We start from the raw sequence: 13,571 nt of genomic DNA, 5'->3' as shown, positions 1-13,571 counted from the left end.
CCTGTTATCCGTTAGCTATCCGTTCAACTCCCCGGTCTACCTTTGCCGCTCCTCTCCTAGCCTTTCGCACCTATGTATACATTCAATCCCGGCCCGTCGCAGGTATACCCGGCCATTCGGCAGTACCTCACGGCCGCCTTCGACGAGGGCTGGCTCTCGGCCCCGCACCGCGGGGAGCGGTTTACGGCCCTGGTCCGGCAGACGGTGGCCGAGCTGAAAACCAAGCTCAACATCCCGCAGGACTACTTCGTGTTCTTCACCAGCTCGGCCACCGAGTGCTGGGAAATCCTGGCCCAGAGCCTGACCAAGCAGCGCAGCTTCCACCTCTACAACGGCAGCTTCGGCGAGAAGTGGCTGGACTACGCCCAGGCCATTCATCCGGCCAGCTCGGGCCACCAGTTCGGCCTGGAGGAAGTGCCCGACGCCAGCCTCATCCCCGCCGACGCCGACCTGGTCTGCATCACCCAGAACGAAACCAGCACCGCCACCCAGCTGCGCGACGGGGCCGTGCTCAACCTCTTCAACCGCTGCCAGCAGACCGGCGCCCTGCTCTGCGTCGACGTCACTTCCTCGCTGGCGGGCATTCATCTCAAGCACATCAAGGCCGACGTGTGGTACGGCTCGGTGCAGAAGTGCTTCGGCATGCCGGCCGGCCTGGGTTTGCTCATCTGCTCGCCCCGCGCCATTGCCCGCGCCCGCGAAATCGGCGAGAAGGGCCACTACAACTCGCTGGTGAGCATGTACGAGAAGATGCTCAACCACCAGACCACGCACACGCCCAACGTGCTGGCCATCTACCTGCTCTGCCGCGTGCTGCTCGACCGCGGCCCCATCAAGGCCATCGACCAGCACCTGCGCGAGCGGGTCCAGCGGCTGTACCAGTTTCTGGAGGAGCACCCGCAGTTTCAGCCCCTGGTGCAGAACCCCGAGACGCGCTCCACCACCGTGGTAGCCGTGCAGGCCGCCCCGGCCCTCATTGAGGAGACCAAGAAGCGCGCCGCCGCCGCCGGCCTCACGCTGGGCAGCGGCTACGGCCACTGGGCCAAGAGCACCTTCCGCATTGCCAACTTCCCCGCCCTGCCCGACGTGGCCTTCGACCAGCTGCTGCAGGTGCTGAGCGCGGTGTCGGCGGCCTGATTCTTCCACCAGGGCGTCGTGCCGAGCGAAGTCGGGGGGGGCCGAAGCAAGGCGTAGCCAATCCCGCGTGCCGCCTCGCTGATGCGCCCCTCAGCGAAGCGGTAGAAATGCTTTGACTACGCTCAGCAGGACGTTCTTTTGTAGTCGTTCAACGACGCACGCGAGATGTCTCGCCTTCGCTCGACATGACGTTCAGATACGACGCTCTAAACGGGTCGTTCAACTATGCCTGACTTTGCCACCCTGTTCTCGCTGAAGCAGATTTCGTCGGTGACGCTGACCCTGTTTGCCATCATCGACATTCTGGGCTCGATTCCCATCATCATCCAGATCCGCCAGCGCGAGGGCCGCATCAACTCGGAAGTGGCCACGCTGGTGGCCGGCGTTATCATGGTGGTGTTCCTGTTCCTGGGGCAGAGCATTCTGGCCCTGTTCAGCGTCGATCTGGCCTCGTTTGCGCTGGCCGGCTCGCTGATTATCTTCTTCATCGCGCTGGAAATGGTGCTGGGCGTGCAGATTTTCCGCCACAACCCTACCGCCAGCGGCACCGGCTCCATCGTGCCACTGGCCTTCCCGCTCATCGTGGGCGCCGGCACCATGACCACGCTGCTCTCGTTGCGGGCCGTGTACTCGCTGCCGAACGTGCTGGTGGGCATCGTGGTGAACCTCGTGTTCGTGTACCTGGTGCTCAAAAGCAGCCACTGGATTGAGCGCAAGCTCGGGCAGGCCGGCGAAGACATCCTGCGCCGCGTGTTCGGCGTCATCCTGCTGGCCATTGCCATCAAGCTGTTCAAACAGAATTTTTAAATAATGTGCGGAAGGTGGGAAATGAGGATGAATGTGAATAATGAGTTGATGTGACGAACCGACAGAACGGCATTTTCACATCCTGCACATTTCTCTCATTCTACGCATTCGTTCCACATTCTGCACATTCACCACATTCCGCACATTCAAGTTGATCCACCTGTATACCGACGGCTCCTCGCGCGGCAACCCCGGGCCCGGCGGCTACGGCGCCATTCTGCGCTTCGGGCCGCACGAAAAAGAACTAACCCAGGGCTTCCGCCTGACCACCAACAACCGCATGGAGCTGCTGGCCGTCATCGTCGGGCTGGAAGCCATTACCCGCCCCGAACTACCCATCACCGTCGTGACCGACTCCAAGTACGTGGTCGACGCGGTGGACAAGAAGTGGGTGTTCGGCTGGGAGAAAAAGCCCGACTTCGGCAAGAAAGCCAACGAGGACCTCTGGCGCCGCTTCCTGAAGGTGTACCGGCAGCGCAAAGTGACGTTCCGCTGGGTGCGCGGCCACAACGGCCACGCCGAAAATGAGCGCTGCGACCGGCTGGCCGTCGGCAGCGCCACCCAGGGCCGCCTGCTCGTCGACGAAGGCTACGAGCTGATCGAAGCCAAGCGGGCGTGACGCGGCCCGCTGGCGCTTATTGCCGTCTGGCCGCGGGTCCGTAGTTTTACCGGCTTGTTTAGTTGCCCCAACGGCCCGTGCGGCGGCTAAAGCACGGGTTGGGGGAAGCCTTGTTCTATACGCAGTTGCCGGGGCGACGCAGCGCCTCCTTTTTGTTCTACCAATTCTGGTCACATGAAGCAGTATTACAAACCACTAACCGGCATTCGGGCTATTGCCGCCTATATGGTGTATGTGCACCACTTCAACCCCGGCCTGGACGTCTTCAACAGCCCGACGCTGCGCGACATATTCAACGAGCTGCACATCGGCGTGACGGTATTTTTCACGCTGAGCGGCTTTCTGATTGCCGCGCGCTACCTGGACAAAGCCGAATTTAACGCGAAATACATTTTCCGCTATTTCACCAATCGTTTCGCCCGCATTTACCCGCTTTATTTTTTATTGAACACCATTATTTTTACCACGTTTTACCTGCACGACCCGGTCCCGAAAGTTCTGACTGAATACGTCATGAACATCACCTTTCTGAAAGGATTTTCGTGGAAGTATTTCGGCACCGGCCTGCAGCAGGCCTGGTCGCTGACCGTGGAGGAATGCTTCTACCTGTTTGCCCTGGTCTTCTTTCTGGCCCTGCAGAGCGGCGGCCGGGCCCGGCGCATCCTGGTATGGGTGGCGGCCACGGTCCTGCTGCCCCTGACCGGCTTTGCCCTGAAGTACCTGTTCAACACCCTGGAAATGCCCTTCTTTGAGGACAATGAGCTGGTAATTTCCTTTACGTTTTTCGGCCGCTTTATCGAGTTTTTTATCGGCATTGGTCTGGCTATTCTGATCAAGAAATACCAGTTCCGGTTTCGGTTTTTCACCTATACCGGCCTGGCGTTTTTTGCGCTGGGCGTTTATTTTCTTATTCGCCTGGAGCACATTTACGATATTCCTTTCGGCACCAAGCACCCGCTGGGCGTAGCGGTCAACAACATTTACCTGCCGTTGGCGCTGGCAACGCTTTTCCTGGGGTTGATTCAGGAACGCACCCTCGTCTCCCGCCTGTTGTCAACCAACGTATTCTCGGTGCTGGGCAAAAGCTCCTATGCTTTTTACCTGGTTCACATGGGCTTTTTCCAGGCGCTGCTGGCCGAGCAGATCAACACCAAAACGCCCCTGGGTGCCCTGCTGATCTTCCTGAACCTGGTCATGTTCTCGATTGCCCTGTTCTACCTGTTTGAAGAACCCGCAAACAAGGCCATCCGCGCCCTTACCGCCCGACTAGGTTGGCAAACTCCTATTTCCAGTTCAAGCACTTCCGCATTGAGCAAGGTGACTGCGCAATGAAGGTGAGCACGGACGCGTGCGTGCTGGGCGCGGCGGCCGACGTGGCCGGCGCCGGGCGCCTGCTCGACGTGGGCACCGGCACCGGGCTGCTGGCCCTGATGGCCGCGCAACGCGCCCCCGGGGCGCACATCGAGGCCGTGGAAATCGACGGGGCGGCGGCGGCCCAGGCAGCGCAGAATGTGGCCGCCAGCGCCTGGGCCGCCCGGATTCGGGTGCATCCCCTGAGCTTGGCCGCGTTTGCCGCCACCCAGCCCGCGCCCTTCGACCACATCCTGAGCAACCCGCCGTTTTTTCGCCGCTCCCTCCGCTCGCCCGACGCGCCGCGCACCGCCGCCCGGCACGCGACCGACGATACGCTGAGCTTCGCGGCCCTGGCCGGGTTTGCCGCCGGCCACCTCGCCCCCGCCGGCCGCCTGACGGTGCTGCTGCCCCCGCCCGAAATGCGGGAGTTCGAGCAGGAAGCAGCCCGCACCGGCCTCTTTCCGCGCAGCCGCCTGGTGCTGCGGCACCGCCCAGGCAGCAAGCCGCTGCGGCACATCACCGGCTTTGCCCGCGGCCCGCACCCGGCGCCCGCGGAAACGCCGCTGACCATTCACGCCGCCGACGAGTCGTATTCGGCCGAGTTCCGGGCGCTGCTGCGCGAGTTTTACCTGGCATTCTGATTCGCCCCTGCCCGACGGGCACCGCGGGGGCAGCCGCCCAAGGCTGCCGGCCACGCGCCCGCCGCCTGGCTTCAACAATGGTAGTGCGGGCCGCGGGCTTACGGCTGCCCTACCCGCGTCCGCAGCAGGTCGCGGGCAGCTTGCTGCGGCCCGGCGTGCCCCAGACGCAGCGCATCGACCACGGCCAGCAGTTCGTGCAGGGCCGCGTCGAGCAGGGCCGCGGCGGGCGCGCCGGGGTACAGCGGCTCGATGGCGGCGCCGGTCAGCGGGCCGCCGGGGCTGGGCCACACGTGGGGCGGCAGCGCGGCCGCGGGCCCTTGCAGGGCGGGCACGGCGCTGTGGGCCGTGGGCACGCCGGGCGCCAGGGCCCCGGGCCGGGCCGGAAACACGTAGGGCAAGCCGTGAACGAGCAAGCGCAGCAGGGCGCGCCGGTCCACGGTGCGGCCGTCCTCGAGCAGCAGGCCGGCGTAGCGGCAGCGGCGCAGGGCGTCGGAAATTTCGGCGGGACTGATCAGGAGGGCGGCGGCGAGGTCTTTGCCTTGCCAGGGCAAGGCGCCGAGGGTCGTAATCTTCAGCAGCACTACCACATCCTGGGGCCGCATACCGTTGTGCTTTCGCATGCAGAAACGGGGCTGGCAGCAGGCAATTCGCAATTCACAAACCGCGAATCCAGGCTGGAATGAGGGTTATGGTGGCGAAGGTAGAGGCGGCCGGCCAGTAAAAGCAAGTTTATTTGAAATTATTCTAAATAAGCCTTGCGGCGCCAGGAGCGCGGCTTACTTTTGGGCACTGTTTAGAAAGTATCTAAACAAGGCTGCGGGAACAGCGGTGCGGCCACCGCCGGTCATTCGAGCCGGCGGCGGCCCCCAACCCGCCCGCTCCTGCCCTCTGCTGCCCCGCCATGCGCCACGCTTCGTTCTGCTTTCTGCTCTGCCTGCCCGCCCCCGCGCTGGCCCAGGCCCCGGCCGCCGGCCCCGACACCCTGCGGCGCCAGCAGCTCGGGGAAGTGGTGGTGACGGCCACGCGCACCGCGCGCAGCCTGACCGACGTGCCGATTCCGGTGACGGTGGTCAGTCAGCAGCAGATCCGGGCCATGGGGGCGCTGCGCCTGGGCGACGTGCTGCGCGAGCAAACCGGCCTGACGACCGTCAACAACCACGGGCAGGGTATTCAGCTGCAAGGGCTTAACCCCGAATACACCCTGATTCTGGTGGACGGCGAGCCGCTGATCGGGCGCACGGCCGGCACGCTGGAACTCGCGCGCATTGCGGTGGGCAACATCGAGCGGGTGGAAGTGGTGAAGGGCCCGGCCTCGGCCCTGTGGGGCTCGGAGGCGCTGGCCGGCGTGGTGAACATCATCACCCGCAAGCCCGAGCCGGGCACCAGCGGCACGCTGCGCCTGCGCTACGGCTCGAACCGCACTGCCGACCTGGGCGGCAGCTTCGGCGCGCAGGGCACCGCCCTCGGGCTGACGGCCTTCGTGAACCGCTACAGCTCGGCCGGCTACACCCTGAGCGGCACCCCGGCGGCCGACGGACCGACGGTGGCCCCGTTCAGCTCCTACACCGCGCAGACCCGCCTCAGCTACCGGCTCGGGGCCCAAACCGGGCTGAGCCTGAGCGGGCGCTACTTCACCGAAGGCCAGGCCAGCCAGCTGACGGTGACGGGCGAAACCGGCACCCCGGCGGCGGTGCGGTACCAGTCGCGGCAGCAGGACTACAACCTGAGCCCGGTGCTGACGCACCGCTTCTCCGACCGGCTGTTTGCCACGGCGCGCTTCTACCACAGCGGCTACCGCACCCGCGAAGACTACGCCTACCAGGCCGACGGCCGCCCCTACGACCGCGCCTATTTCCACCAGTACTACACCCGCCCCGAGCTGCAGCTGGACTGGCAGCGCCGCCCCGGCCACGTGCTGACCACGGGCGCGGGCTACATCCTCGAATCGGTGGCGGCCACGCGCTACGACGCGCGGAAGCGGCAGCGCGCCGGCTACCTGTTCGGGCAGTACGACTGGACGCCCACGGCGCGGCTGAACCTAGTGTTTGGGGCGCGCTTCGACGGGCACAGCCAGTACGCGGGGCAGTTGAGCCCCAAGCTGTCGGCGCGCTACCAGCTGCGGCCCTGGCTGGCCGTGCGCGGCTCGGCGGGGCGCGGCTACCGGGCCCCCGATTTCCGCCAGCTCTACCTGAACTTCGCCAACCCGGTGGTGGGCTACAGCGTGTTTGGCACCGGCCAGGTGCGCGCCAAAGTGGCTCAGCTGGCGGCGCAGGGCCAGCTGGCCACCGACCCCGGCACCGGGGTGCCGGTGGTGTACGAGGCCGTGCTGGCCCAGGCCAGCAGCCTGCGGGCCGAAAGCTCCCTGGCCTACAACCTGGGGCTGCAGCTCGACCCCACGGACAGGCTGCAAGTGACGGTGAACGGCTTCCGCAACGACCTGCGCAACCTGATCGAAACCGCCGCGGTGGCGCTGAAAAGCAACGGGCAGTCGGTGTACTCTTACCGCAACGTGACGCGGGCCTACACCCAGGGCGCGGAGGCCGACGCGCGCTACCGCCTGCTGCCGGGCCTGACGCTGAGCGGCGGCTACCAGCTGCTCTTCGCCCGGGACAAGGCCGCGGAAAAGCGCCTGGCCGCCGGCGAGGTGTACCGCAAAGACCCGCAAACCCAGGAAACCCAGCGGGTACAGCTCCGCGACTACGGCGGGCTCTACAACCGCTCCCGCCACAGCTTCAACCTGAAGGCCTTCTACGAAAACCAGCCGAAGGGCTGGTCGGCCAGCGCCCGGGGCGTGTACCGGGGCCGCTACGGCTTCGGCGACGTGAACGGCAACGCCCTGCTCGACGCCGACAACGAGTACGTGGCCGGCTACTGGCTGCTGAACCTGGCGGCGGCCAAAACCCTGCGCCGGCGCCTGACCCTGCAGGCCGGCGTCGACAACCTGCTCGACTACACCAACCCGCTCTACATCAGCTCCCTGCCCGGCCGGCAGTACTACGCCAGCCTGCAGGTGGCGCTGGGCAAGCTCCGCTGAGCCGGCCGGCCCGGCCCCTTGATTTCAACCGTTTTTCTTTTTCCAAACCCAACATGAACCACCTGTTTCTTCGCCCCGCCCTGGCCGCGCTGGCTTTTTCGAGCCTCGGCCTGACCTCTTCCTGCAACAACGACGACGACCAGCAGGCAGACCCGGTGAAGCCCGCGCTGGAAACCCGGACGGTGAGCAGCCTGGCGCCGCAGCCCGCCGCCCCGAGCGGCACCGGCCAGCCCGGCACGCCCCGGCACTACACCTTCTACAGCCTGGCCGAGGCCCGGGAAGTGCCCTACGCCGACTCGGCTTCGACCAAGTGGGACGTGGCCTTCCGCGGCACCACCGTGCTCATCAACGGGGGCTCCAGCGGCCCCGGCCAGGGCGGCGCCCAGGTGAAAACCGGCCTGTTTGGGGAGCTGACCACGGCCCCCGCCGACGGCTACGCCGTGGACGGCCCCACCAAAGCCATTCCGACGGGCTCGGGCAACGGCTGGTACACCTATAACTCCGCCACGCACGTGATTTCGCCCATTGCCGGCCGCGTCCTGGCCCTCCGCACCGCCACCGGCAAATTTGCCAAGCTGGAAATTACCAACTACTACCAGGGCGCCCCGGCCACGCCCACCGGCACCGAGCCCAGCGGCTACTACTCGTTCCGCTACGTGTACCAGCCCGACGGCAGCAAGAACCTGCAGTAACCCGCCGTCATCGGCCCGGGAAGCCTTTCCCCAGGCGCGGCCCCGGCCCGGTGACGCCCCAATTAAGCCCGACGCGGGCCGCCCGGACCCGGTGAGTGGGTGGTTGAACCCCGGGTAGCCCGCCGTCGGCACTATTTCCCGCTTCTCCTTTCTGAGCATATGAACCTGCGTTTTTCCTTTTTTCAGACTGCGCTGCTGGCCCTGCTGGTGCTAGGGCCCCTGCGCGGCATTGCCGCCGCACCCGCGCGCATCGTGTCCTTGAGCGGCACGGTCAGCGAAATCATCTGCCAGCTGGGGCTGCAAAGCCAGTTGGTGGGCGTCGACGTGACCAGCACCTTCCCCGAGGCCCTGACCAAGCTGCCCAAGGTGGGCCACAACCGCAACATCTCGGCCGAAGGCGTGCTGGCCCTGGCCCCGACCATCGTGGTGGGCACCACCGAGTCCTTGAAGCCCGAAGTAGCGGCCCAGCTGAAATCGGCGGGCGTGGTGGTGCAGCTGTTTCAGCAGCAGTACTCGGTGGCGGGCACCAAGCAGCTGGTGCAGCAGGTCGCCGCCGCGTTCAAGGCCTCGGCCAAAGCCCCGGCCCTGCTCCGGCAGCTCGACGCGGACCTGGCCAAAACCCGCAAGCCCGCCCGGGCGCCCAAGGTGCTCTTCATCTACGCCCGCGGTGCCGGCACCCTGATGGTGGCCGGCGAAAACACCCCGCTGGCCAACGTCATCGGGCTGGCCGGCGGGCAGAACGCCGCCACCGGTTTCGCGGACTTCAGGCCCCTGACCGCCGAAGCCCTGGTGGCCGCCAACCCCGACGTGCTGCTGCTCTTCGACAGCGGCCTGCAGAGCCTGGGCGGCAAGGCCGGCCTGCTGAAAGTGCCCGGCGTGGCCCAGACCACCGCCGGCCGCACCGGCCGCGTGGTGGAAATGGACGGGCAGCTGCTCTCGGGCTTCGGCCCGCGCCTGGGCCAGGCCACCGCCGAGCTGGCCCGGCAGCTAAGTCAGTGAGTGAAGGAGTGAAGTAGCCCAAGGCTTGCCTGCTCCTCCTTCCCGTCTGCCTTCATCACCCAATCACTCATTTACCGCCCCCATGCCCGCCGTAGCCGACCTGCCTTCGCCCCCGCCCATTACGCCCGCCGCCCCGGCCGCCGACCGGCGGCGGCGCCTGCTGCTACCGGCGCTGGCGGCGCTGCTCCTCGGGGCGGTGCTGCTGAGCGCCGGGGCCGGGGCCATGCGCATTCCGGTGCCAGCGGTGGTGGGCATTCTGCTGCAGAGGCTGGGCCTGGCCACCGGCCTGGGCTTCGAGCCGCAGCACGAGGCCGTGCTCTGGGCCATTCGGCTGCCGCGGGTGTGCCTGGGCGTACTCATCGGGGCGGCGCTGGGGCTGGCGGGTGCCAGCCTGCAGGGCCTGTTTCGCAACCCCCTGGCCGATCCGGGCCTGATTGGCGTGTCGGCCGGGGCTTCGCTGGCGGCCGTGGCGACCATCGTGCTGGAAGCCACCCTGCTGGCGGCCGTGCGCGCGCAGCTCGGCTTTTACGCGCTGGCCGCGGCGGCTTTTGCCGGGGCCTGCGGCACCACGCTGCTGGTGTACCAGCTCTCCAAGGAAGCCGGGCGGGCGGTGGTGGCCACCATGCTGCTGGCCGGCATTGCCGTCAATGCCCTGGCCGGGGCGCTGACCGGCGTGCTCACCTACGCCGCCACCGACGAGCAGCTGCGCAGCATCACCTTCTGGGGCCTGGGCAGCCTGGGCGGCGCCTCCTGGCCCACGGTGCTCGGCGCCTTGCCGCTGCTGGCCGGGCCGCTGCTGCTACTGCCGCGCCTGGGCAAGCCGCTGAACCTACTGGCCCTGGGCGAAGACCAGGCCGCCCACCTCGGCCTGCCCGTCACGCGGCTGAAGCGGCAGCTGATCGTGCTGGCCACCCTGGCCGTGGGCACCTCGGTGGCCGTGGCGGGCAGCATCGGCTTTCTGGGCCTAGTGGTGCCCCACCTGATGCGCCTCGCCGCCGGCCCCGACCACCGCACGGTGCTGCCCGCCTCGGCCCTGGGCGGGGCGCTGGTCCTCACCCTGGCCGATACGCTGGCCCGCACCGCCGTGGCCCCGGCCGAGCTGCCGATAGGCATCCTCACGGCCCTGCTCGGCGCCCCGGTGTTTCTCTGGATTCTGCTGCGCGAGAAACGCCGCCGGCTGGCGTGAGCTCGGTTGCCAGTTGCGAGTTGTGAGTTTGTGCTGGCGTCATCACTTGGTATGACAACACTCATCGTACGAACAACCGGCAACTGGCCCCCGGCAACTCCCCATGACTTTTCCCCTTAACGCCATCGTGGCGCAGCTGCCCAGCCTGGACCTGGGGCGCACCAGCCGGTGTTACCAGCAGCTGGGCTTCCGCGAGGTCGGCGTCTTCGCTGAATTTCTGATCCTGGCGCTGAGCGGCCACGAGCTGCATTTCTGGCTGACCGACGACCGAAACCTGTGCCAGAACAGCTCCTGCTACCTGCGCATCAGCGGCCTGCACGCCTTTTACGCGGGTGCTGCCGGCCAGCCGGCAGCACCCGCGCGCCGCCCCCCGGGCCTGCTCCCGGGGCATGACCGAGTGCTACCTCCACGACCCGGACGGCAACCTGCTCAAGCGCGGCGAACGGACCACTGACGTCGCTGATAACCCGCTGATAACAGGAATGCCCGACCAGTCCACCCCGCCGCGCTGAACGGCATCCGCGTTTGGCAGGCGCCGTCGGGCAGATTTCGTTCGGACGCGGGCTAACCCGCAGGAAGGCGTGGCCAGGCCCGCGCCACACCGACCGGCCCTCCCCGTTTCACTACCTCTCCACTTTACCGCCTATGTTCGACGTTCAGAACCTGAGCTACCTGGCCGGCCGCCGGCCCCTGCTGCGCGACGTCACGCTGCGGGCCCGACCGGGCGAGCTGCTGGCCGTGGTGGGCGCCAACGGGGCCGGCAAGTCCACCCTGCTGCGCCTGCTCAGCGGCGACCTGACGCCCAGCGCCGGCACGGTGCAGTTTGAGGGCCGGCCGCTGCGCTCCATTCCGCCCGCCGTGCTGGCCCGGCGCCGGGCGGTGCTCACCCAGCAGCACCCCCTGGCGCTGGCCTTCCCGGTGCGCGAGCTGGTGCTGATGGGCCGCTACCCCCACTTCCGCGGCCAGCCCGCCCCGCCCGACCACGCCGTGGTGCAGCAGGCCCTGGCGCTGGTGGGCCTCGCGCCGCTGGCCGGGCGCAGCTACCCCACGCTCTCGGGCGGGGAGCAGCAGCGGGCGCAGCTGGCGCGGGTGCTGGCCCAGGTGTGGGAGGCCGAAGCCGGCTTTCTGCTGCTCGACGAGCCCCTGACCGGCCTCGACCTCAACCACCAGCACCACACCCTGGAAGTGGCCCGCGCCCTGGTGCGCCGCGGCTTCGGGGTGGTGGCCGTGCTCCACGACCTCAACCTGGCGGCGCAGTACGCCGACCAGCTGCTGCTGCTGCGCCAGGGCGAAGTGGTGGCCGGCGGTCCGCCCGCCGCGGTACTCACCCCGGCCCACATCCGCCACGCCTTCGACCTCGACGTGGAGCTGCTGCCGCACCCCACGCTGGGCTGCCCGCTTATCGTGCCCGTGCCGCGCCCGGCGGCCGTGGCCCCCGGCTGCTGGCCGACTCCTGCTTTGTAACCACCGTTTTTCCTTTTGCTTATGTCCGTCACTGCCGACCTGCACCCCGCGCCGCTGGCCGAACGCTGGGCCCAGCTCCAGCTCACTAACCCCACAACCCGCATCCGCGACGCCGCCCGCCAGCTCGGCAGCAGCGAAGCCGCCCTGCTGGCCACCCGCTGCACCGGGCAGCCCGACGCCCCCGTGCTGCGCCTGACCAACGACTTCCAGGCCATCCTCAAGGACGTATCGGGCCTGGGCCGCGTGATGGCCCTGACTCGCAACGACAGCGTGGTGCACGAGCGGAAAGGGCCCTACCTCAAGACCTCGTTTCAGGGCCCGATGGGCCTGACCCTGGGCGAGGACATCGACCTGCGTCTGTTTATGCAGCACTGGCACTTCGGCTTCGCGGTAACGGAAAACGGCCGCCGCAGCCTGCAATTCTTCGCCCCAGACGGCGAGGCGGTGCACAAAATCTACCTGACCGAGGACAGCCACGCCGCCGCCTACGACCAGCTGCTGGCCCGCTACCGCGCCCCGGAGCAGAGCCTCGAACTGGCCACCCAGCCCGCCCCGGCGCCCCAGCCCGAAACGCCCGACGCCGCTATCGACGTGGAGGGCTTCCGCGCCGGCTGGCGCGCCCTCCAAGACACCCACGACTTCTTTGGCCTGCTGCGCCAGTTCGGCGTGAGCCGCACCCAGGCCCTGCGCCTGGGCCCGCCCGAACTGGTGCAGCGCCTCGACAACGACGCCATCGTGCGGGGTCTGCAGGCGGCGGCGGCCGCGCAGCTCAGCATCATGCTGTTCGTGGCCAGCCGCGGCTGCATCCAGATTCACACCGGCCCGGTGCAGCGCCTGGTGGTCACTGGTCCCTGGTTCAACGTGCTCGACCCCGACTTCAACCTGCACCTGAAGCTGGAGGACGTGGCCCAAACCTGGCTGGTGAAAAAGCCCACCGCCGACGGCGTGGTGCACAGCCTGGAGCTCTACGACGCGCAGGGCCGCAACCTGCTGCTGTTCTTCGGCAAGCGCAAGCCCGGCATTCCCGAGCAGCAGGCTTGGCGCGAACTAATCAGCAAGCTGTAAGCCAGTTGTCAGTTGTCAGTTGTCAGTTGTCAGTTGTCAGTTGTCAGTTGTCAGTTGTCAGTGAGTACGCTGACGCATCAGCGGCAGGTTGCGGAAAGACCTGACAACCGGCTCCTAACAACTCGCAACTGACAACTAAACCCCTCTTCCCCAACCATGCACCGGTGCCTTCATTCCAACGAGTTCGGCTGCGCCATGCGCTGCCCGGGCGGCTGCTGCCTGCACCTGTACTTCGGCAACGTGGCCCTGGCCCTGCAGCCCCACGAGCTGGCGCCCTGGCTCGATACGGTTCACCGCCTCTACAACGGCCACGCCCTGGCCGCGGCTGCGGAGCCCGACCTGCGCCGCATCAGCCTGCGCAGCCCCGTCGACAACCTCACGCTGCTCTTTAGCCTGAACGAGCTGGTGTGGCTGAACGACCTGCTGACCAGCACCAAGCTGCTGCTGGACGTGGAGCAGATTCTGGAGGCTTCGTAAGCGGGTTTGCCAACGATGATTTTTCGGCCGGCTGCTACCTTCCCAGGTAGCAGCCGGCCCTCTTTTCTTTGCTAGCCGCTACCAAGCTTAGGTAGAA

The 13,571-nt window shown here is 67.2% G+C and carries 14 protein-coding genes; 13 read left to right on the top strand and 1 reads right to left on the bottom strand.

Features of this window, described 5'->3' with window-relative positions:
• The first annotated feature begins 72 nt into the window (after positions 1–72).
• From DLM85_RS02900 to DLM85_RS02880, 5 genes are all read left to right on the top strand, one after another.
• Entirely contained in the window at positions 73–1,137 is a 1,065-nt protein-coding gene (locus DLM85_RS02900; RefSeq protein ID WP_111476554.1) for an aminotransferase class V-fold PLP-dependent enzyme, read from the top strand.
• Positions 1,138–1,380: 243 nt separating this feature from the next.
• Positions 1,381–1,944 carry a MarC family protein gene (locus tag DLM85_RS02895; RefSeq protein WP_111477483.1) on the top strand — a complete coding sequence of 188 codons (564 nt, stop codon included), beginning with the start codon at positions 1,381–1,383 and terminating at the stop codon, positions 1,942–1,944.
• A gap of 151 nt (positions 1,945–2,095) precedes the next feature.
• Positions 2,096–2,563: a ribonuclease HI gene (gene rnhA / locus DLM85_RS02890; protein WP_111476553.1), complete on the top strand. Its 468-nt coding sequence runs from the start codon at positions 2,096–2,098 to the stop codon at positions 2,561–2,563.
• 174 nt (positions 2,564–2,737) lie between these two features.
• The gene (locus DLM85_RS02885; RefSeq protein WP_111476552.1) at positions 2,738–3,895 is read left to right on the top strand and encodes an acyltransferase family protein; all 1,158 of its coding nucleotides are present in this window, start codon (positions 2,738–2,740) and stop codon (positions 3,893–3,895) included.
• The gene (locus DLM85_RS02880; protein ID WP_243635853.1) at positions 3,835–4,557 is read left to right on the top strand and encodes a tRNA1(Val) (adenine(37)-N6)-methyltransferase; all 723 of its coding nucleotides are present in this window, start codon (positions 3,835–3,837) and stop codon (positions 4,555–4,557) included. The genes DLM85_RS02885 and DLM85_RS02880 overlap by 61 nt, the downstream gene beginning before the upstream one ends.
• 98 nt (positions 4,558–4,655) lie before the next feature.
• Here the strand turns inward: DLM85_RS02880 and DLM85_RS02875 are convergent, their stop codons facing one another.
• Complete coding sequence (locus DLM85_RS02875; RefSeq protein ID WP_243635852.1) at positions 4,656–5,177, bottom strand: hypothetical protein; 522 nt, start codon at positions 5,175–5,177, stop codon at positions 4,656–4,658.
• Between the two features lie 281 nt (positions 5,178–5,458).
• Here DLM85_RS02875 and DLM85_RS02870 point away from each other — a divergent pair, with 281 nt between their 5' ends.
• The 8 genes from DLM85_RS02870 to DLM85_RS02835 all read left to right on the top strand — a co-directional run bounded on the left by DLM85_RS02870 (position 5,459) and on the right by DLM85_RS02835 (position 13,474).
• On the top strand, positions 5,459–7,591 hold the full coding sequence (locus DLM85_RS02870; protein WP_111476549.1) for a TonB-dependent receptor plug domain-containing protein: 2,133 nt from the start codon (positions 5,459–5,461) through the stop codon (positions 7,589–7,591).
• 53 nt (positions 7,592–7,644) lie between these two features.
• A complete protein-coding gene (locus DLM85_RS02865) occupies positions 7,645–8,283 on the top strand; it encodes an HmuY family protein (protein ID WP_111476548.1) in 639 nt (212 codons plus the stop codon).
• 159 nt (positions 8,284–8,442) lie between these two features.
• A complete protein-coding gene (locus DLM85_RS02860; protein ID WP_111476547.1) occupies positions 8,443–9,282 on the top strand; it encodes a heme/hemin ABC transporter substrate-binding protein in 840 nt (279 codons plus the stop codon).
• A gap of 82 nt (positions 9,283–9,364) precedes the next feature.
• Complete coding sequence (locus DLM85_RS02855) at positions 9,365–10,468, top strand: FecCD family ABC transporter permease (protein WP_111476546.1); 1,104 nt, start codon at positions 9,365–9,367, stop codon at positions 10,466–10,468.
• A 103-nt stretch (positions 10,469–10,571) separates the two neighbouring features.
• Positions 10,572–10,922, top strand: a complete 351-nt coding sequence (locus DLM85_RS02850; protein WP_207890946.1) for a VOC family protein — start codon at positions 10,572–10,574, stop codon at positions 10,920–10,922.
• Positions 10,923–11,113: 191 nt separating this feature from the next.
• Positions 11,114–11,932 carry a heme ABC transporter ATP-binding protein gene (locus DLM85_RS02845; RefSeq protein WP_111476545.1) on the top strand — a complete coding sequence of 273 codons (819 nt, stop codon included), beginning with the start codon at positions 11,114–11,116 and terminating at the stop codon, positions 11,930–11,932.
• A gap of 21 nt (positions 11,933–11,953) precedes the next feature.
• On the top strand, positions 11,954–12,997 hold the full coding sequence (locus DLM85_RS02840; protein ID WP_111476544.1) for a hemin-degrading factor: 1,044 nt from the start codon (positions 11,954–11,956) through the stop codon (positions 12,995–12,997).
• 156 nt (positions 12,998–13,153) lie between these two features.
• Positions 13,154–13,474: a DUF6686 family protein gene (locus DLM85_RS02835; RefSeq protein ID WP_111476543.1), complete on the top strand. Its 321-nt coding sequence runs from the start codon at positions 13,154–13,156 to the stop codon at positions 13,472–13,474.
• Positions 13,475–13,571: the final 97 nt, after the last annotated feature.

Origin of the sequence: Hymenobacter edaphi (genome assembly GCF_003258365.1) — a bacterium.
Lineage (GTDB): Bacteria > Bacteroidota > Bacteroidia > Cytophagales > Hymenobacteraceae > Solirubrum > Solirubrum edaphi.
The sequence above is the reverse complement of the archived record's forward strand: the minus strand, read 5'-3'. Positions and strand labels throughout refer to the sequence as shown.

Excerpts from the sequence above, each read along its gene's own strand:
- DLM85_RS02860 (WP_111476547.1), top strand. The coding sequence starts at position 8,443 with ATGAACCTGCGTTTTTCCTTTTTTCAGACTGCGCTGCTGGCCCTGCTG.
- DLM85_RS02870 (WP_111476549.1), top strand. The coding sequence starts at position 5,459 with ATGCGCCACGCTTCGTTCTGCTTTCTGCTCTGCCTGCCCGCCCCCGCG.
- DLM85_RS02865 (WP_111476548.1), top strand. The coding sequence starts at position 7,645 with ATGAACCACCTGTTTCTTCGCCCCGCCCTGGCCGCGCTGGCTTTTTCG.
- DLM85_RS02855 (WP_111476546.1), top strand. The coding sequence starts at position 9,365 with ATGCCCGCCGTAGCCGACCTGCCTTCGCCCCCGCCCATTACGCCCGCC.
- DLM85_RS02835 (WP_111476543.1), top strand. The coding sequence starts at position 13,154 with ATGCACCGGTGCCTTCATTCCAACGAGTTCGGCTGCGCCATGCGCTGC.
- DLM85_RS02875 (WP_243635852.1), bottom strand. The coding sequence starts at position 5,177 with ATGCGAAAGCACAACGGTATGCGGCCCCAGGATGTGGTAGTGCTGCTG.
- DLM85_RS02900 (WP_111476554.1), top strand. The coding sequence starts at position 73 with ATGTATACATTCAATCCCGGCCCGTCGCAGGTATACCCGGCCATTCGG.
- DLM85_RS02885 (WP_111476552.1), top strand. The coding sequence starts at position 2,738 with ATGAAGCAGTATTACAAACCACTAACCGGCATTCGGGCTATTGCCGCC.
- DLM85_RS02845 (WP_111476545.1), top strand. The coding sequence starts at position 11,114 with ATGTTCGACGTTCAGAACCTGAGCTACCTGGCCGGCCGCCGGCCCCTG.
- DLM85_RS02840 (WP_111476544.1), top strand. The coding sequence starts at position 11,954 with ATGTCCGTCACTGCCGACCTGCACCCCGCGCCGCTGGCCGAACGCTGG.
- DLM85_RS02850 (WP_207890946.1), top strand. The coding sequence starts at position 10,572 with ATGACTTTTCCCCTTAACGCCATCGTGGCGCAGCTGCCCAGCCTGGAC.